Raw genomic sequence first — 17,916 nt, 5'->3', positions numbered from 1 at the left:
CCCCGGCAGCTTCCATCTGTCGGGGACGGATCACTAACCAACAAGGTCGTCTCTGACGGCATAAAAAAAGCACCCGCGCATTCGTTCGGGTGCTTTTTTATTAACAACGAAAAACGCCGGACGAAATGGTTCGTCCGGCGTTTCCTGCGTAGTTGATAGTAAAACGCCCATCACTACGGTTTAGTTTAAGCATTGAAAAATAGTGTGATTATTTTTCAATTTTATTCTCATAATCAGTAATGACGTCAGAATCGGCCAAAAAAGTCCCAAAAGTGCGGTCAGCTGGCCGCGTTTTGTACGAGGTTTCGGTATCATACACGGGGTCGCTGAATACGGTGCGGCAGCGCGAACCAGTCGTGACGTTTTTTAGCAACCTGCGGAAAGCGGTTGATGCCGTCGTGGGTGAACTGGCCATCAATAACTGGCCGGTGAAGGTAAACTACACGGCTGTGTACCGGGGCATTCGGGAGCGGGGGTTCTACGCCTGTGACTATGACCTGCGCGGGCTGCGGGTGTTTCGTATTCGTATCGTGCCGCGGGTGCTGAATCCGGTGTTGCCCCGGCTGGGGATCGACGAAAACCCGGCTTTGTGAATTAGTGGGGGAGGTGTTTGCGGACTGCGCCGTAGACCCACGTGCCAGCCAGCGCACTCAGCAACGTAATGGCAACCGCCGTGTAGCCCGCTCCAATCTGAGCGAAGAGTGGACCGGGACAGGCACCCGTGATTGCCCAGCCGAAGCCAAACAGCAGCCCACCCCAGATCTGCCCCTGACTGAACTGTTTGGGGGCAATGCTAATGGGGTCGCCCTGCAAGGTGCGGACGTTGAACCGGCGAATCAGGTACACCGACAGCATCCCGACGAGCACAGCCGAGCCGATGACGCCGTACATATGGAACGCGTCGAGTCGGAACATTTCCTGAATACGGAACCACGAAATGATCTCAGCTTTGACGAAGACGATGCCGAACACAACACCGACCAGCCCGAACACCCAGTTGGGTTTAGCCCGCTGCTGAATTGGCTTCGTTTGTGGATTACGTTCGCTAACCATGTGGATAAGTCTGTGTATAAGTGAATAACGTGTGGAATTACAGCCCAACCAGCCGCATCAGCAGGGGTAAACCCAGGTACGTCATGGCGAAGCCACCGATCATAAAGCAACACGTGGCAACCAGCGACGGCCATTGCAGATTCGACAAGCCCATAATCGCATGTCCCGACGTGCAGCCCCCGCGTAGCGCGTCCCTAACCCGACGAGAAAGCCGCCGAACACCAGAAAAAGTAAGGCTTTACCAATGGTCATGTCGGCCCAGCCAAACAGGTCGAGCGGGAGTAAACCACTGCTGAAATCGTGGACACCCAATTGCTGCAAGGCGGTTTGCGTGGCGGGGGCAATAGTCAGCGCAGCCGGGTTAGTCAGCAATTGATTGCCGATAAACCCACCAACGGCGATACCCCCAACGAACCACAGGTTCCAGCTTTCCTTGCGCCAGTCGTAACGGAAAAAGTCGATGTTGGCGGGTACACAGGCTGCGCAGATGTGCCGCAGCGACGATGAGATACCAAACGCTTTGTTGCCTAGCAGCAGCAGGATCGGTACCGTCAGCCCGATCAATGGCCCGGCGACGTACCATGGCCAGGGTTGCGACAGAAACTGAACCATGGCTTATTAACTAGTTGTGAGAAACGGGCTGATCGGCTAGGACCGGAACGTTTGTTTTGCGAATAGCGCCCATGCCGCCTTCTACGTTAACGACGTTATCGAAACCACGGGCTTTCAGAATCGAGTTGGCAACCATCGAGCGATAGCCACCCGCGCAGTGTACATAGACCGGTTCACTATGCGAGAAAGCGGTCATGTGGTCGTTGAGCGTATCGAGGGGGCGGTTCTCCGCGTTCGCCACATGTTCGCCCGCAAACTCGCCCGGCTTCCGCACATCGACCACCGAAAGCGACGGGTTTTGCGCCAGTCGCTGGGCAAATTCATCGGCAGAAATTGACTCGATTGTATCGACTTCGCGACCTGCGGTTCGCCACGCGTCGAAACCACCCGCCAGATAGCCGATGCATTGATCATAGCCAACCCGCGCCAGCCGTTTAACGGTTTCTTCTTCCTGCCCGGCGGGTGCCACCAGTGCAATCGGCTGGGTCAGGTCGGGAATTAACGCACCGACCCAGGGGGCAAACTGCCCGTCGAGGCCGATATTAATGGCGTTCGGAACGAAGCCCGCTGCAAACTCAACAGCCGTCCGCACGTCGAGAATCAGGGCGTCGGTTTCGTTGACGGCGGCTTCGAACGCGTCGGGCGACAGCGCCTGACTGCCCCGCTGCATTACCCGGTCGATGGATTCGTAACCTTCCTTGTTAAGCCGGGCGTTCTGCGCAAAATAGGCCGGTGCTTTTGTCAGGCCGTCGAGGACCTGCTCGATAAACGAGGCCTTTGATTCGGCCCGGAGCGCGTAGTTGAACCGCTTCTGATTACCGAGTCGGTCGGTGGTTTCACGGCTCATATTCTTGCCGCAGGCCGATCCCGCGCCGTGCGCCGGATACACGATCACGTCGTCGGGCAGGGGATAATTTTGGTGTGCAGGCTGTCGTAGAGCATTCCGGCCAGATCGCGTTCGGTGAGGTTGCCTTTGATGGCCAGATCGGGGCGACCCACGTCGCCAATGAACAGCGTATCGCCGGTGAAGATGGCATGCGGTCGGCCGGTTTCGTCCAGCAAAAGGTAGGTTGTCGATTCGGGGGTGTGGCCGGGTGTGTGCAGTACCTTAATCGTTACGTCGCCCAGCGAAAACGTGTCGCCATCGGCAGCGTGGTGGGCGTCGAACGCGGTGTTGGCGTTCGGGCCGTAGATGATCGGTGCGCCGGTTTGTTTCGCGAGGTCGAGGTGACCCGATACGAAATCGGCGTGGAAATGGGTTTCGAAGATATACCTGATCGTTGCCCCGGCGGCTTCGGCTTTGCGGATATACGGCGTTATCTCGCGTAGCGGATCGATAATGGCGACTTCACCCGCGCTTTCAATGTAGTAGGCTCCCTGCGCCAGGCAACCGGTATAAAGTTGTTCAACGATCATAGTACGAATCAAAAAGTAGCCGGTTGGTATGGCAGTTCCAGCCTGCACCGACCCGGCTATCAACTCACCGATAAACCTAAAATCAGTGGTAGAAAATTCCAGTCGGGGCGGTGATTGCTGCGGGTGTACGGCTGGATGGGCCCAAAACACAACAGCCCCCGACGGATGCCGGGGGCTGTTGTGTTTTGAGTAGACGCGACCGGAAACGCTACTATAATTGCTACTCCTGTGGATTGTTGAGATTACTGTGTTTACGGCTATAGGCGAAGTACACAATCAGGCCCAGAATACCCCAGACAACGAAGGTGAGTTTCGTATCCAGTCGCAGGTTCCACATTAGGTACAGGTTAGCCAAGATACCTAGCGTGGCAATGATGGGCAGGGCCGGGGTCCGGTAGGGGCGCTCCAGATTGGGCTCCCGTACGCGCAATAGCCATACAGCTCCGCAGATCATGGCGAAAGCGAACAGTGTACCCGAACTAGTGAGCTGCGATACCTTGTCGATTGGTGTCACGGCTGCTACGATCGAAACGATAGCGCCCACGAAAATCGTGCTTTTCCAGGGCGTTTTAAACTTGGGGTGAATAGCCGCGAAGAGTCCCCTTGGCAGCAGGCCATCTTTGGCCATGCCGAGGAAAATACGGGTCTGTCCCAGCATCATCACCAGCATTACGGAGGTTAAACCGGCGATGGCTGCAATCGTGATGAGGTAAACGGCCCAGGTCATGCCCACGTCGGAGAACGCCTGCGCTACCGGTGCTTTCAGGTCAAGCTTGTCGTAGTGTACCATGCCCGTCAGTACCAGCGATACCAGAATGTAAAGCACTGTACAGATAATCAGCGAGGCAATAATGGCGAACGGAACGTCTTTCTTGGGATTGATCGCTTCACCGGCCTGGGTCGACACGGCATCGAAGCCGATGTACGCAAAAAACACGATACCGGCTGCCGTCACGACACCTTCAAAGCCGAAGTGCGTCTGCCCGCTGGCATCGACTTTCGGTTCGGGCAGAAACGGAGTCCAGTTGGCGGTATCGATATAGAACGAACCTGCAACGATAACGAAGATTACCGTGACGACCTTCACGATCACGATCAGGTTGTTAGTACTCGCGGCTTCTTTGATGCCTTTTACTAGAATGTAAGTAACGACCCACACGATTAGGAATGCGGGTAGGTTGATAGCGAACGTGAAATCAGGGATGCTCTGCCCGGCTGCTCGCAATGCTTCGGCTTTCTCCTGCGCAGTAACGGGATCATTCATCAGCCAGACGGGCGGGTCGACATGGAAAAGATGCAGGAATTTCTCGAAATAGCCTGACCAGCTTACCGCTACCGTTGTAGCGCCCATCATATATTCCAGAATCAGGTTCCAGCCGATGAGCCAGGCGAACAGTTCGCCTACGGTTCCATACGAATAGGCGTAAGCTGATCCTTCAACCGGCAGAATCGACGCAAATTCGGCGTAGCACAAAGCCGCAAATGTACAGGCGATACCGGCGATGACGAACGCCAGCGCCAGTGCCGGACCCGCCCATTCGTTGGCCGCAATCCCCGTTAGTACAAAAATACCCCCGCCGATAACGGCACCAATACCCAGCGAGGTAAGTCCCCAGCGGGTCAGTACCCGTTTGAGTTCACTCTTCTGCATGTCCGCAGCATAAGCCGATAAAGGCTTTTTCCGCATCACGCTGGTATTAACCGGTTTCAATCTTGTTTCCATGCAGGCAAATTCAGTTTGGTGATTTAGTCAGAAGGGAAAATATTATTTCGAGCAAGCTCGGTAAAGATACAAAAATTAAAGAGCGAAAGAGTGAATGAGTGAATGAGCGAAAGATTAGTCACGCAGCTATTCACTCAATCACTCATTCGCTCATTCAACCATTGATTACGACTGCGAAGGCCGGATCAGCGGCTTTTTGTCTTTCTTCTCTTTCTTGGCTGTGAACTCGTCGGGGGTATCAGCCTCTTTGGTCGTGAAGTCGGCCGGAACAGCATCGAAGCCGGTTTTCTTCTCAACGACAGTGACCTTGGCTTCTTCAGCCTGCTCGTTGCTCAGCGAATCGACCACGATCGGGGTAGCCACGAACAGCGACGAGTACGTACCAACGATAACGCCGATCAGCATGGCGAACGAGAAGCCCCGGATGGTTTCACCACCGAAGATGAACAGAACGAGCAGAACCAGAATCGTCGAGAAACCAGTAACGGCCGTACGGCTCAGCGTGCTGTTCAGGGCGTTGTTGATAATCGTCGGGATACTCTCACTCTTGCCTTTGTTCTCGGCCAGGTATTCGCGTACCCGATCAAAAACCACGACGGTGTCGTTCATCGAGTAACCCATGATCGTCAGCAGCGCACCCACAAACGCCTGATCGACGTCGAGGTTGAAGGGCAGCAGGCCGTTGAAGATGGTGAAGATAGCCAGGATAATCAGTACGTCGTGGAACATCGCGACGACAGCACCGTAACCAAACGCCAGCTTCTTGAACCGGATCAGGATATACACGAACACGACCGCTACGGCCAGCAGAATCGACCATAGCGCCGACGTCAGAATGTCATACGCGATCGTGGGCCCTACTTTCTGCGAGCTTTCAATATGTGCCGGGTTGCCCTGTAGGGTGCTCAGCCCTTTGTACACGGTTGCTTCGGCCTGACGGTCGGCCCCCTGCGAATTGTCGTCGATCAGGTAAGGCGTTGTGATTTTAACCTGCGTGTTGGCACCAATCGATGCGCCACCGTACGTCTTCACCTCGGGCGATCCGCCCAGTACCGGCTCCAGCGCATTGCGAACTTCATCCGTGCTAACCGCTTTCTCGAACCGAACTACGTACGACCGGCCGCCTTTGAAGTCGACACCCAGACCGAAGCCTTTGAAGACCGCAGAGATAACACCCGCAGCGATAATAACCGACGATACGGTGTAGTACAGTTTCCGGCGCGATACGAAGTCGAAGTTCGAATCAGCAAACAGATTCTTGGCCCACGACGAGGTGAAGGTCAGCGTCTTTCCGTTGCGGATGTACGAATCAAGCAGTACCCGCGTGATGAAGATAGCCGCGAACAGCGAGGTCAGGATACCGATAATCAGCGTCGTAGCGAAGCCCAGGATCAGACCCGTACCGAAGATAAACAGGACGATACCCGTCAGGAACGTCGTTACGTTTGAGTCGATGATCGACGACAGCGAGTTTTTGAAGCCATCCTGAACGGCAATCTTAAACGGTTTACCTTCAGCCAGTTCTTCTTTGATCCGCTCGAAAATCAGTACGTTGGCATCGACGGCCATACCGATCGACAGTACGATACCGGCAATACCCGGCATGGTCAGTACGGCACCCAGCGACGCCATTACGCCCAGCAGGAAGAACAGGTTGACCAGCAGCGCAACGTCGGCAATCAGACCGGCGCGGTTGTAATAGAACACCACGAAGCCCAGTACCAGCAGGATACCGATAATCGACGAGAGCACACCGGCCTGCACAGCTTCCGAACCCAGCGTAGCACCCACGATGCTTTCTTCAACGATGTTGGTCGGGGCGGGGAGTTTACCAGCCTTCAGAACGTTGGCAAGGTCTTTCGTTTCTTCAACGGTGAAGTTACCCGAGATGCTCGAACGGCCGTTGGGAATCTCGTTCTGTACGTTAGGGGCGGTATAAACCAGCCCGTCGAGCAGAATAGCAACGGGACGGTTGACGTTAGCCGCCGTCAGGTTACGCCATTTGCGGGCACCTTCGGCGTTCATGTTCATCGTCACTTCCGGACGGCCACGGTCGTCGTAGTCGTTGGCTGCGTCGGTGATTACATCACCTTCCATCGGTGCGCGTCCGCCGGGCTTCTTGATGAAGTACAGTGGCAGAATCTCCTTGTTGTCGTTGGTCTTTTCCGACTTCCGGCCCCAGGCAAACATAGCGTCTGCTGGAAACAGGCTCCGTACTTCCGGCGCATTCAGAATGGCGTTGGCGCGGGCCGAATCTTTCAGGTATACGCCCAGTTGGTCGGGGCCCAGCGGAATAAACAGTTGGGTCAGGGCCGATCCCTGTGCCGCAGCAGCGGCCGTGTCCGTCTTGGCGGTTGCGGTCGAATCTTTCTTGCCACCTTTCGCTAGCTGCGATTCCAGGCTATTGTTTGGCGTGGCCGTTCCCGCTGCGGGCGTGGCTGGCGCACCGGCTTTCAACGCGGCTTTACGAGCGGTTTCTTCGCGCAGCAGGTAAGCACCCATGCCTTCGATGGCGGGGGCCAGTTCGTTCAGTTTGTAAACTTCGGTGAATTCCAGTTTGGCAGCACCCGTCAGCAGTCGGCGGATACGCTCCGGGTTGTCAACACCTGGTAGTTCGATCTGAATACGACCCGAACCCGGCAGCCGCTGAATGTTGGGGTTAGCTACGCCAAACTTATCGACACGCGCCTGAATGATCTGGAAGGCGCGGGCGATAGCACCGTTTACTTCCTCGGTCAGTACCTTCTTTACTTCGGTGTCCGACGACTGGTAGTTGATCTTGCTACGGTTGGCGCTCGTTGCGAAAACGCTGGCCAGTTTCGTATCAGGAGCAACTTCTTTGAAATTGCTGGCGAACAGGTCAACGAAGTTGCTGTTGCTGGTTTTCTGATCGTCCAGCGTCATTTTCAACGCCTGTGCAAACTTAGGATCGCGGTTGTTGCCCGACAGGCTCCGCAGGATGTCGGCGGGCGACACTTCGAGTACCACGTGCATACCGCCCTGTAGGTCGAGACCCAGACCCAGTTCGCGCTCGGTTACTTCCTGAAGCGTGCTGCCCAGGTAAACGGGCTCTTTCCAGAGCGAATCGAGGTAGCGCTGCTTCTTGTTGCTATCTACCTGCCCCTGCTTGTTGGTTGCGTATGCCTCGGCGTCGGATTTGATATTGCGCGAGACAAACGTAAACGACAGGAAGTAAAGGCATATAGCCGAAATTACCCCCGTCAGAATGAGTATGCCAGTTCTGTTCTGCATAATACGCACAGACGACCGTCTGTGTTGATTGAAAAAAATAGATGAAAAGTTGAAAAACGACCGAGTCCGCCAGACAAGTGGCTAGTGCGTAATCGGTAAAGCGGTGATGGCTGAGCGCATGAAAATGGGCTCAGCAGAAGGGCCAACTAGGGCGCATTCGTGGCGATGTGGTGCCCGAATACGTGCTGGAAAAAGGAAAAGTAAAAATGCGGCAGCGTGAAATGCCGAAGTAGCGGAACGCTCAGCAACAGCAGAATAACGAGCGCGGGGCGGGCAGCAGAAACACCGACTGCCCTGAATCGCCGAGTTGAACGGCGGGCGCAACAACAGCTTCCAGCGACTTGGCACTGAGCTGTGCCGAGGCTTTCTCCGGCTTGGCGGCTTTTTCAGCCTTGACAACTCCCGCAACGGATTTTTGCGTGCCGCCCCGCTTAGCTACGAGCGCAGCCGGTCCCCACATCGCCGTCACCAATAGGAGAACGGCCAGTGTCAGGCTCGAAACGCGTTGTATGATACGGGGTTGCTTCATCAGTCCGATTAGGGGATGACAAATTTCGCACCGTTTTTAGACTTATACAATAGGGTATTGGACCGGATTGCCGGATTAGCAGGATTTTCTACGGTTGTTGCCGGGCAGTGCCGGGTTTGGGCCGGATGCGGTGGATACCGGTGGTGCCGGGCCTGGAAATAAGGCAAATCCCGTCAATCCTGTAATCCTGTCGATACAAATTCCTTACTTTGCCGCTATGGATTTACCCGGTATGGACTTACACGAATTTATCAGACTTGCGCTGGCCGAAGACATTGGCGACGGCGATCATACATCATTATCGACCATTCCGGCCGATGCCACCAAACGGGCGCGGCTGTTGGTGAAAGAAGCGGGAATACTGGCAGGCGTCGATGTGGCACTGGCGGTGTTCGCCCAGGTTGACCCGGCGCTGCAAGTTGACGTGCTGATGCAGGATGGCGCGACGATCAAACCCGGCGACATAGTGCTGACTGTTTCGGGGAATGCCCGCAACATCCTGACGGCCGAACGGCTGGTGCTGAACTGTATGCAGCGCATGAGTGGTATCGCTACGCACACCCGGCAGCTTGTCGACCTGCTTGAAGGAACCCGGGCCCAGTTGCTTGACACCCGCAAGACGACGCCCAACTTCCGTATCTGCGAAAAGATGGCGACGAAAATTGGCGGAGCCGTCAATCACCGGTTCGGGCTATACGACATGATTCTGATCAAAGACAACCACGTCGATTTTGCCGGGGGGATCGAAGCGGCAATCAATAAGTCGGTAGCATATCTGGCCGAAACGGGCCGGAAACTGCGCATCGAAATCGAAACCCGTAACCGGGCCGAAGTCGAAGAAGTACTACGCGTCGGACAGTCTGACGCGACCCGAGTCGACATCGTGCTGCTCGATAATTTCGCGCCCGATGGTATTCGTGATATGGTACGGCTCATCAACGGGCGCTTTATCACGGAAGCATCGGGGGGCATCGACGAAACCAACCTGCGGGCCTACGCCGAAACGGGTGTCGATTTTATCTCGTCGGGAGCCCTGACGCACCACGTCAAGAGTCTGGATTTGAGCCTGAAAGCGTATTGACCTTTTGTCATTCCGAGCCTGCGAGGAACAACGTAAATTCATCATCAGTTAGCGACGTCCTTCACCGTTGGGCGGTTATCGGGTTGTCGCTTTTCATAGTAAATGCGGAACGCGCTCAGATCGGGCGCGTTTTTGCGTTTGCGCGCTAGTTCGTGCTGGTAAATCGTCTGACCCAGCTGGTACAGAAACGGTGTGCCGATGCTATCGTACTCGTACTTGTCGTCGTTCAGGATACCGTCGTGGTTGACGTAAATCGTGGCCGACAGCATGTATTCGACCTTGTGCGTGAAATCAGCGACGTAAGATGCGTCGGTTAGAAAGCCGTACGCCCAGCCGACCTTGTTGAACACCCGCACCCCGGTGGGTAGGGTATGGTGCAGACTATCCATAAAAAAGTATTTCACGTAGCTGTCGTAGTACTGCGCCGAATCATATTTGGGGTAGTTTGTTTCACCCGGAAACTGCGACAGATACTGCTTCATAAACCGATAATCGTCGGGTGTCAGATTGAACCGCTGCCGCGCTGGACCCGACTGCGGAAACAGCACTGATTTCAAAATCTGCTGGAGCGATTCGAGGGGTAACTTGTTTCGTCCTGTAAAATCGAACGGTTTACGGATAAGCGTATCGCCGGAGTAGTAGCCAATGCCCAGCGTGTCGGTGCGTCGGGTGTCGAACGGAGTGGGGTTGTAAGCGGCTGGCTGTGTATAGATCGTACTGCCGTCGGGCCGGATAAACCGGACGGGGTTGGTGTGCCGGTTCTGTTCCGGCGTCAGTCGGACGAAGCGGTGCGTAATCCGCGTGTCGACGTATCCTTTCGCGTGCAGCGATTGATTGATCGCTTGCTGCCCGACAAACTCGTACATCCGGCTATACGGGTCGTTTTCACTCACCAGCATCGCCTTCCGGATCAGGTGGGCAATCGACGGGTAACCGCTTTGGGCCGTCGGGTCGGTCCATTCCTTTGTTTGTCCGCTATGAGCACTGTCGAACTGCATGGCCGTTTCGCGGGTAAGCTGCGGATTTTTCAGCCCATTCAACTTTTCCAGCGACAGCAACGCCAACGGTAATTTGACCGTGGAAGCCGGGTTGAAATAAACTGTGCTGTCGACGTTGAAATAGTAATTCGTAAACGTCGGTTTGTTAGCCCGGTCGCGGTCGATCTGTGTGTAGATAATCTGGAGCCGGTAGCGGTCAGGGTGTTGCATCACCTCCCGGAACACCGGATTATGATTTGTTGTCAGTAATTTCGTCAGTACCGCATCGGTACGCGGCTGAGCGATGAGTGCCAGGGGTAAATGCAGTAGAAAAAAGGTGAGCCGTTTCGTCATCAGCTAAACAGGAAAAACAAACACGGGACGATACTACCAAAAAAATCAGCCGGGCACATCGTCCCCGGCTGATCTGGTTTATTGATAATCAGTACTCGTTAGAATTTGTAAGCGATACTGCCAACGACGTTTCGCAGCTTCTGTGGGTTCATTGTCGTGTACCCAATCCAATAGTGCTGGTTCGTCAGGTTGTCGACTTTGGCCGAAATCCGAAACTTTCGCTGGTCGTAGAAAGCCGACGCGTTCAGCACGGTGTAGGCTGGCAGGATAAATTCGCCCAGACTTACGCTGTTCTGAATCCGGTTGTCGCTGGCGTAGTTGCCGCCGAAGCCGAACCCTAAGCCGCGCAGGGCCGTGCTCTGAATACGGTAGCTCAGCCACAGATTCGCCAGTACGGGCGATGATGCTGTGGTAGGTCGACGACCGTTGACGTCTTCCGGCGCGTTGGTTAGTTTCGAGTTGTTGTAGGAGAAACCGGCCACGACGTTGAAGCCCGAAAATGGATTGGCAATCACATCGACTTCGATACCCCGGCTCAGCTGCGTACCGTCCTGTGTCTGGGCGAATTTGGTAGCTGCAATCGGGTTCGGGTCGGTGCGCAGCAGGTTCTTCACCTGAATATCGTAATAGCTGATGGTCGCGCTCAGCCGGCCGCTGTACGCGTTCAGCTTGACACCCGCTTCAAACTGATTGGCCTGCTCAAGTTTAGCAAAACGCTGCGTCAGGCTGTCGCGGGCCGTAACGTCATAGGCATTGTAGACACCCCGGTTGTTGAAGCTGTTCTGGTAGTTGGCAAACAGCGAGACTTTATCCGGAACGGCCTGATACACCAGACCAAATTTGGGTGAGAAAGCAGTTTGTTGATAAGGCGCCACCGCCGACCCTTCCAGTCCACCCTTGTTGTTGAAATGGTCGACGCGGAGGGCTGCCAGTACGCTCAGCCGATCGGTCAGGTTGAGCACGTCCGACAGGAAGGCGCTGTAGGTATCGCGGATGCCCGACAACGGGTAGGTGAAGTCAGGCGCTTTGCTGGCATACAGAGCCGCCATATTGGCCCCGTTGAACTTACTGTAATCGTAGGTTGAGTTGATGGGGACAACATCGTACGTGCTGCCAAAAAACAACTGATTCGAGTTGATGTGCAGGTAATCGAGCCCAACCACAATGCGGTTACGCAGGCTGCCCACCCGGAAATCACCGTTTATGAGCTGCTGCACCTCAAACACATCGTTGGTGCTGTTGCGCGTCGACTGATCGGCCCGAACCAGACTATTGTTGCCGAGCGCAGCACCCGCCGTTGGGATGATGTAGAAGTACGGCCCGATACCGTCGGAGAAGCTGTGGCTTGTGCTGATATTGGTCGACGAGGTGAATGCGGGCGAAATCCGGTAGTTGACCTGCCCGAAGAGGTTCGTGCTGCGCGACTGCTGAATCATGCCCGTACCCATGTACGAGTTGCGGTAGTCGACGTTGAGCTGATCGACGCGGGTCGACCCCAGCGATGCGCCCGGCACGTAGAAAAAGAAAATCTGCTTACCGACGCCCGTACCCCGGAAAATCTCCGCGTCCAGTTGCACCGACAGGCGGTCGTTGGGTTTGTAGAGCAGGCTGGGGGCGATGGCCAATCGGCGGCTGAAGCCCTGCGTCTGGAACGTGCCTTCGTGGGTAAAGGCCGTGTTCAGGCGGAACAGCAGGTTGCGTTTGGCGTTGAGTGGCGTGTTGACATCGACGCTGGCGCGCTGGAAATCGTAGCTACCCGCCGACAGGGCTACTTCACCGCCGAAAGTTTCGTAGGGTTTCTTCGTCACCCGGTTGACCAGCCCGCCGTATGACGTCAGCGCGCTGCCGAACAGCGTTGCCGAGGGCCCTTTGATCGTTTCGAGTTTTTCGAGGTTGACCGCGTCGATATCGCTCGTCACGTTACCGGCCAGCCCGTTGCGCAGCTGACTCTGCACGATGAAACCACGGGTGCTGTAATAGCTGCCGCCGTCGCCCGCCCGGCCCGTTGCTTCCCACATCCGCTGCACACCCGGCGCGTTGCGCATGGCATCGTCGACGGAGAAAACGAGCTGTTCGGTCAGCAGTTCCTTACCGATGGTGTTGTATACCTGCGGGTTCTCCAGATTCTTCAGCGGCATCTTCGACACGTAGTCGCTGTTGGTGCGGGCGAAGCGGTTATTTCGGCTGGCGTTTACCGTAACCTCGGTAAGTTGAGCCGCATTTTCCACCAGCATAAAGTCAACGGTGGCGGTTTCGCCATTCGTTACCGTAACTACTTTCTCGGTCGGTTTCAAGCCTACCGCCGACACCTGAATCGTGTACGTTCCCGGTTTGACCCGGTTAACCGTAAACGCTCCTTTCTCATCGGTGATTGCTCCCTGTCCGTGACCCCGTACACTAATGGTAACGGCTTCAACGGGTTTATTGTCTGACGAAAGAACAGTCCCCCGAATGGAGGCAACTTGCTGGGCTGCTACCGGAAGTGATAGTAGCAAACTCCAAAGGGCTAGCCAGATGGCTCGGTAACGACTCATGACTTACTAAACGTGCTTAATATTATTTAGACTTCTTCTAATCAGTGCAAAGCAACAGCATAAAATCCAGTATGCATACTGGCCAAAGCGAATTATTACCAAAAGCGCATAAGATGTTGGTATTGTACCAGCGTTGGGCCGCTAGTCAGTACCGACATACTACTGTTTATACGGGCTAAAAATTATCGTTGAGACCGCATTCCTGTAATCAATAGGCGGCAACAGCCGGTTTACGATGAAACCACTGATAATTATGCTGACAGACTACATGGAAGAAGCCGTTTGTGGGGTCGATGACCTTAAAGACGGTGAATTAAAAGACGTCCGCGTGGGCGATACCGATGTTTTACTGGCCCGCGTTGACGGGCAATATTACGCGCTCCACCCCAAGTGTACGCACTACCAGGCACCGCTGTCGAAGGGTCTGTTGAACGGCAACCGGCTGGTATGTCCGTGGCACAACGCCTGTTTCGACGTGCGCAGCGGTCACCGGCTCGAAGCACCGGCCCTGAATGGCCTGCCCACCCACGAAGTCCGTATTGAAGGCGATCAGGTCATGGTGCGGCTGACGACCGATAAGGAAAGCCTGGAAAATCCGATGAGTACCCCCGATCCGGCCAACAACACTACCTGCGTGATTGTCGGATCAGGCGGAGCGGGGGCCTTCGCGGCAGAAGCGATGCGCGAAGGCGGCTTTACGGGTAATATCCTGATGCTGACGAGCAGCAGTCAGGCCCCCTACGACCGGCCCAACTGCTCGAAAGATTATTTGCAGGGAAAAGCTCCCGACGAATGGATGCCGCTCCGCACCCCCGACTTCTACGCCGACTACGGCATCGAAATTCGGACTGGCCAGCAGGTGACGAGGCTTGACCCGCAGAAAAAAGAAATCGAACTGAGCGCGGGCGAAGGCCAGCCGACTGAGCGAATCACCTACGATAAAGCCCTGATCTGCTCCGGCGGCAAGCCCAACAAACTCCCGGTGCCGGGCGCAGACCTGAACGGTGTGCATGTGCTGCGGAGCCTGCACGACAGTCAGCAGCTGCGCGATCTGGGTCAGCAGGGGAAGCGTATCGTGATTGTCGGTAGTTCGTTTATCGGGCTGGAAGCGGCCATGAGCCTTCGGAAGCTGGGTAGCGAGGTCGATGTGGTGGGTATGGAAGCGATACCGTTCGAGAAAATTCTGGGCGGACGAGTCGGTAAGGTAATTCAGGGCTGGCACGAAAAAGAGGGCGTCCGGTTTCATCTTGGCCGTAAGGTTGGTACAATCGAAGGCACTGATACGGTCGAAGCGGTTGTGCTCGACAACGGCGACCGGCTCCCGACTGACGCCATACTGCTCGGTCTGGGTGTGAAACCTAACGTCGACTTCATCGCAGGTATCGATCGTGAAGAAGACGGTAGCCTGCGCACCGACAAACAGCTTCAGATTGCCGACGGGTTATATGTGGCTGGTGATGTGGCTACGTATCCAACGGCCGACGGGTCGCAGCGGATCGAGCACTGGAAGGTGGCCGGGCAGCAGGGCTACACCGCCGGTATGAACATCGCCGGCCAGGAAATGACATATCAGGAAGTGCCGTTTTTCTGGTCGAATCAGCAGGGTAAGCGGATCAATTACGTCGGTCATGCTGAAAAAATCGACGACGTTATTTACGACGGTAACCCCGAGCAGGACGATAATTTTCTGGCCTTCTACGTGCAGGGCGGGGAAGTCAAAGCCGTGGCCGGGTTGAAACGCGATACCGACATTATCGCCATCCGCGAGTTGATGCAGTACGGGCAACTACCCGCTGTCGATAAAATCCGCAAGGGGGTCGACTGGAAAGCAGAGCTGGTGACGAAGTAAAAAAGAGGCAGGGGTGCGAAGAAAGCTTGGTTCGCGCCAGCGTCTTTCTTCTCACCCCCTGTCTCTTTTCTTCAAAAAAACGCTATTCTTTTCCTTTGGCCAGTTCTTCCTCGCGCAACGACCGGCGCAGAATCTTCCCGACGTTAGTTTTAGGCAGTTCGGTGCGAAACTCAATCTGCTTGGGGACTTTGTAGGCCGTCAGATTTTCGCGGCAGTAGGCTTTGATAGCTTCTTCGGTTAAGGCCGGGTCTTTCTTCACGACAAACACCTTCACGACTTCGTTGGAGCGCTCGTTGGGAACACCAATGCAGGCCACTTCGCCCACACCGGGGCACATCGCTACCACGTCTTCGATCTCGTTGGGGTACACATTGAAGCCCGACACCAGAATCATATCTTTTTTCCGGTCAACGATGCGGAAGAAGCCATCGGTATCCATCGTGGCTATATCCCCGGTTTTGAACCAGCCATCGATCATCGCTTTTTCGGTTTCCTCCGGTCGTTTGTAATAGCCGATAAACACCTGTGGCCCCTTGGCTACGATCTCCCCCGGTTCACCCACCTGTGCATCGGTACCGTCGTCCAGAATCACTTTCATGTCGGTGCTGGGCCAGGGTACCCCGATCGTACCGACCCGCACGGTACCGTCGACGGGGTTCGACGATAGCACGGGTGAGGTTTCCGTCAGACCGTAGCCTTCGCAGGGGGTGTTGCCAGTGAGTTTGGCCCAGCGCTCGGCAACGGCGGTTTGCAGGGCCATGCCCCCTGCTGACGTGATGCGTAAGCCGCTGAAATCGACCTCGCCAATGCGGGGATGATTCAGCAACCCGTTGTAAAGCGTATTGACACCCGTGAAGCCGGTGATTTTATACTTTTTCAGCTCATCAACGAACGCGTTCATATCGCGCGGATTGGTAATGAGCAGGTTCATTGAACCGCTGCGAAGCGCACTCAATGCATTGGTTGTCAGTGCGTAGACGTGGTAAAGTGGGAGGGCTGCTACCATCAGGCCGGCCCCATCGGGAACACCGGCCGGTTTCATCCATTCGTACTGGCATTCAACGTTGGCGAGGATGTTACGCTGGGTCAGCATAGCCCCTTTCGAAACGCCCGTTGTGCCGCCGGTATACTGAATGAACGCTAACTCGCTGCTACGAATATCGACCGGTTTAAACGGCTGTCGTGTCCCCCGGCTGAGGGCATCGTTAAACGAAATAGCGTCGGGAAGGTAGTACGACGGTACCAGCTTCTTCACGTATTTGACCACCGCATTGACGAGTTGCTTTTTCGGAAAGCCCAGCATGTCGCCCAGTTCGGTAACTACAACGTGCTTAATATCCGTGCGGTCGATGATCTTCTCCAGGTTGGCCGCGAAGTTGGCCACTATGACAATGACCTTTGCCCCCGAATCCTTAAACTGATGCTGCATCTCACGAGGGGTATACAGCGGATTCGTATTGACGACCACCATACCAGCCCGCAGCGCCCCAAACATGGCAATCGGGTACTGCAACGTGTTCGGCATCTGAATGGCAATACGGTCACCTTTGAGCAGTTTCAGATCGTTTTGCAGAAACGACGCAAACTGCCGGGACAGCGTGTCGAGTTCACCGAACGTAATCTGCTTACCCATACAGGCATAGGCTGGCCGGTCGGCAAATCGCTGAAATCCCTCCTCCATCAGCGTCGCCAGCGACGTATACTTGTCTGCATCGATCTCATGCGGAACACCTTTTGGGTAAAGGCGAAGCCAGGGACGAGTGAGGGTATTGACGGAGGTTTCCATGTGAAGACTATAAGAATGTATAGCAATAATAAAACTAAAAAAGGAGAAAGTCACTTTCCCCCTGTTGAAGTTAGCCGTTTAAACACGAATACAAAACGGTCAGGCAAGTGCCTGACCGTTGTTCGAATCGAATAAAAAAATAAACAAGCGGAAGCTGTTGATCGTCAGTCTAGTTTTCCGACCAGACGAGAAAAGGCATTGGAAGCGGGACCGGCTTGCCCGACTGCTTGCGAACCCCGCGCGTAACGGCCCGGTCGTAGCGTTGCAGATAGGCTAGCAATGGGCGGTAATAAGCCCCGTGCCAGTCGCGCTCGATGGAATCAAGTTCGTAGCCCCCACTAGCCAGCAACAACGCCCGAACTGTCTGACAGGATAACCAGCCCGCCGACAGGGGACTGTTTAGCGATGCTATCGGTAGTTGTGCCAGAAAGTCGGCCGCTTGCTCCTGACAGGCTTCTACGAGCGGGTAGCCGCTGTTATTATCTGACTGCTGTTGGTAGGCAAACGTGCTGATCCACCGGTTAACCTCGGTCCAGCGGACACTAGTACGGGTTTGGGGCAACAGCCGACGGATTTCCCCAATTAGCATATCAGTTGCCAGATCAATGCCAAGTGGAGTAACGATTAATGAATACATAGGGCGCTCAGTCAACGGGAATTAGCTATTATTTGACTAGGTTACCCGCTTGCCGTCACTACATTATGCTATGCTACCTGTGTAGGTTCAGTATTTGACGCGTACATCAATAG

The 17,916-nt window shown here is 55.1% G+C and carries 11 protein-coding genes and 2 pseudogenes; 3 read left to right on the top strand and 10 right to left on the bottom strand.

The window, feature by feature from the left end:
* The first annotated feature begins 239 nt into the window (after positions 1 to 239).
* Positions 240 to 593 (top strand): hypothetical protein, encoded by a 354-nt coding sequence (locus tag HH216_RS04860; RefSeq protein ID WP_169549771.1) that lies wholly within the window; start codon positions 240 to 242, stop codon positions 591 to 593.
* 1 nt (position 594) lies between these two features.
* On the opposite strand, the gene HH216_RS04855 is transcribed toward HH216_RS04860, so the two are convergent.
* From HH216_RS04855 to HH216_RS04830, 6 genes and pseudogenes are all read right to left on the bottom strand, one after another.
* On the bottom strand, positions 595 to 1,053 hold the full coding sequence (locus HH216_RS04855; RefSeq protein WP_169549770.1) for a YeeE/YedE family protein: 459 nt from the start codon (positions 1,051 to 1,053) through the stop codon (positions 595 to 597).
* Positions 1,054 to 1,090: 37 nt separating this feature from the next.
* Positions 1,091 to 1,665: pseudogene (locus HH216_RS04850) on the bottom strand (YeeE/YedE family protein).
* 10 nt (positions 1,666 to 1,675) lie between these two features.
* Positions 1,676 to 3,081, bottom strand: a pseudogene (locus HH216_RS04845) (MBL fold metallo-hydrolase).
* A 220-nt stretch (positions 3,082 to 3,301) separates the two neighbouring features.
* Positions 3,302 to 4,804 carry an APC family permease gene (locus HH216_RS04840; RefSeq protein ID WP_169549769.1) on the bottom strand — a complete coding sequence of 501 codons (1,503 nt, stop codon included), beginning with the start codon at positions 4,802 to 4,804 and terminating at the stop codon, positions 3,302 to 3,304.
* Between the two features lie 165 nt (positions 4,805 to 4,969).
* On the bottom strand, positions 4,970 to 8,056 hold the full coding sequence (gene secDF / locus HH216_RS04835) for a protein translocase subunit SecDF (RefSeq protein WP_169549768.1): 3,087 nt from the start codon (positions 8,054 to 8,056) through the stop codon (positions 4,970 to 4,972).
* Positions 8,057 to 8,297: 241 nt separating this feature from the next.
* Positions 8,298 to 8,585 carry a hypothetical protein gene (locus tag HH216_RS04830; RefSeq protein ID WP_254448686.1) on the bottom strand — a complete coding sequence of 96 codons (288 nt, stop codon included), beginning with the start codon at positions 8,583 to 8,585 and terminating at the stop codon, positions 8,298 to 8,300.
* Between the two features lie 232 nt (positions 8,586 to 8,817).
* Here HH216_RS04830 and nadC point away from each other — a divergent pair, with 232 nt between their 5' ends.
* A complete protein-coding gene (nadC, locus tag HH216_RS04825; protein ID WP_169549767.1) occupies positions 8,818 to 9,666 on the top strand; it encodes a carboxylating nicotinate-nucleotide diphosphorylase in 849 nt (282 codons plus the stop codon).
* 44 nt (positions 9,667 to 9,710) lie between these two features.
* Here the strand turns inward: nadC and HH216_RS04820 are convergent, their stop codons facing one another.
* Together HH216_RS04820 and HH216_RS04815 are read right to left on the bottom strand one after the other, a co-directional pair.
* On the bottom strand, positions 9,711 to 10,997 hold the full coding sequence (locus HH216_RS04820) for a serine hydrolase (protein WP_254448685.1): 1,287 nt from the start codon (positions 10,995 to 10,997) through the stop codon (positions 9,711 to 9,713).
* Positions 10,998 to 11,095: 98 nt separating this feature from the next.
* Complete coding sequence (locus tag HH216_RS04815) at positions 11,096 to 13,531, bottom strand: TonB-dependent receptor (RefSeq protein WP_169549766.1); 2,436 nt, start codon at positions 13,529 to 13,531, stop codon at positions 11,096 to 11,098.
* Between the two features lie 235 nt (positions 13,532 to 13,766).
* On the opposite strand from HH216_RS04815, the gene HH216_RS04810 reads away from it, so the two are divergent.
* The gene (locus tag HH216_RS04810; protein ID WP_332871475.1) at positions 13,767 to 15,380 is read left to right on the top strand and encodes an FAD-dependent oxidoreductase; all 1,614 of its coding nucleotides are present in this window, start codon (positions 13,767 to 13,769) and stop codon (positions 15,378 to 15,380) included.
* Between the two features lie 82 nt (positions 15,381 to 15,462).
* Here HH216_RS04810 and HH216_RS04805 read toward each other — a convergent pair whose 3' ends face one another.
* Both HH216_RS04805 and HH216_RS04800 read right to left on the bottom strand, forming a co-directional pair.
* Positions 15,463 to 17,166, bottom strand: a complete 1,704-nt coding sequence (locus HH216_RS04805; RefSeq protein WP_169549765.1) for an AMP-binding protein — start codon at positions 17,164 to 17,166, stop codon at positions 15,463 to 15,465.
* A gap of 169 nt (positions 17,167 to 17,335) precedes the next feature.
* Positions 17,336 to 17,803, bottom strand: coding sequence for a hypothetical protein (locus tag HH216_RS04800; RefSeq protein WP_169549764.1), 468 nt, complete (start codon positions 17,801 to 17,803; stop codon positions 17,336 to 17,338).
* Between the last annotated feature and the right edge of the window lie 113 nt (positions 17,804 to 17,916).

Source organism: Spirosoma rhododendri (assembly GCF_012849055.1).
GTDB lineage: Bacteria > Bacteroidota > Bacteroidia > Cytophagales > Spirosomataceae > Spirosoma > Spirosoma rhododendri.
Note: the sequence above shows the minus strand (reverse complement) of the source record. Positions and strands in the feature narration are given on the sequence as shown.

Excerpts from the sequence above, each read along its gene's own strand:
- HH216_RS04860 (WP_169549771.1), top strand. The coding sequence starts at position 240 with ATGACGTCAGAATCGGCCAAAAAAGTCCCAAAAGTGCGGTCAGCTGGC.
- HH216_RS04855 (WP_169549770.1), bottom strand. The coding sequence starts at position 1,053 with ATGGTTAGCGAACGTAATCCACAAACGAAGCCAATTCAGCAGCGGGCT.
- HH216_RS04840 (WP_169549769.1), bottom strand. The coding sequence starts at position 4,804 with ATGGAAACAAGATTGAAACCGGTTAATACCAGCGTGATGCGGAAAAAG.
- secDF (WP_169549768.1), bottom strand. The coding sequence starts at position 8,056 with ATGCAGAACAGAACTGGCATACTCATTCTGACGGGGGTAATTTCGGCT.
- HH216_RS04830 (WP_254448686.1), bottom strand. The coding sequence starts at position 8,585 with ATGAAGCAACCCCGTATCATACAACGCGTTTCGAGCCTGACACTGGCC.
- nadC (WP_169549767.1), top strand. The coding sequence starts at position 8,818 with ATGGACTTACACGAATTTATCAGACTTGCGCTGGCCGAAGACATTGGC.
- HH216_RS04820 (WP_254448685.1), bottom strand. The coding sequence starts at position 10,997 with ATGACGAAACGGCTCACCTTTTTTCTACTGCATTTACCCCTGGCACTC.
- HH216_RS04815 (WP_169549766.1), bottom strand. The coding sequence starts at position 13,531 with ATGAGTCGTTACCGAGCCATCTGGCTAGCCCTTTGGAGTTTGCTACTA.
- HH216_RS04810 (WP_332871475.1), top strand. The coding sequence starts at position 13,767 with ATGAAACCACTGATAATTATGCTGACAGACTACATGGAAGAAGCCGTT.
- HH216_RS04805 (WP_169549765.1), bottom strand. The coding sequence starts at position 17,166 with ATGGAAACCTCCGTCAATACCCTCACTCGTCCCTGGCTTCGCCTTTAC.
- HH216_RS04800 (WP_169549764.1), bottom strand. The coding sequence starts at position 17,803 with ATGTATTCATTAATCGTTACTCCACTTGGCATTGATCTGGCAACTGAT.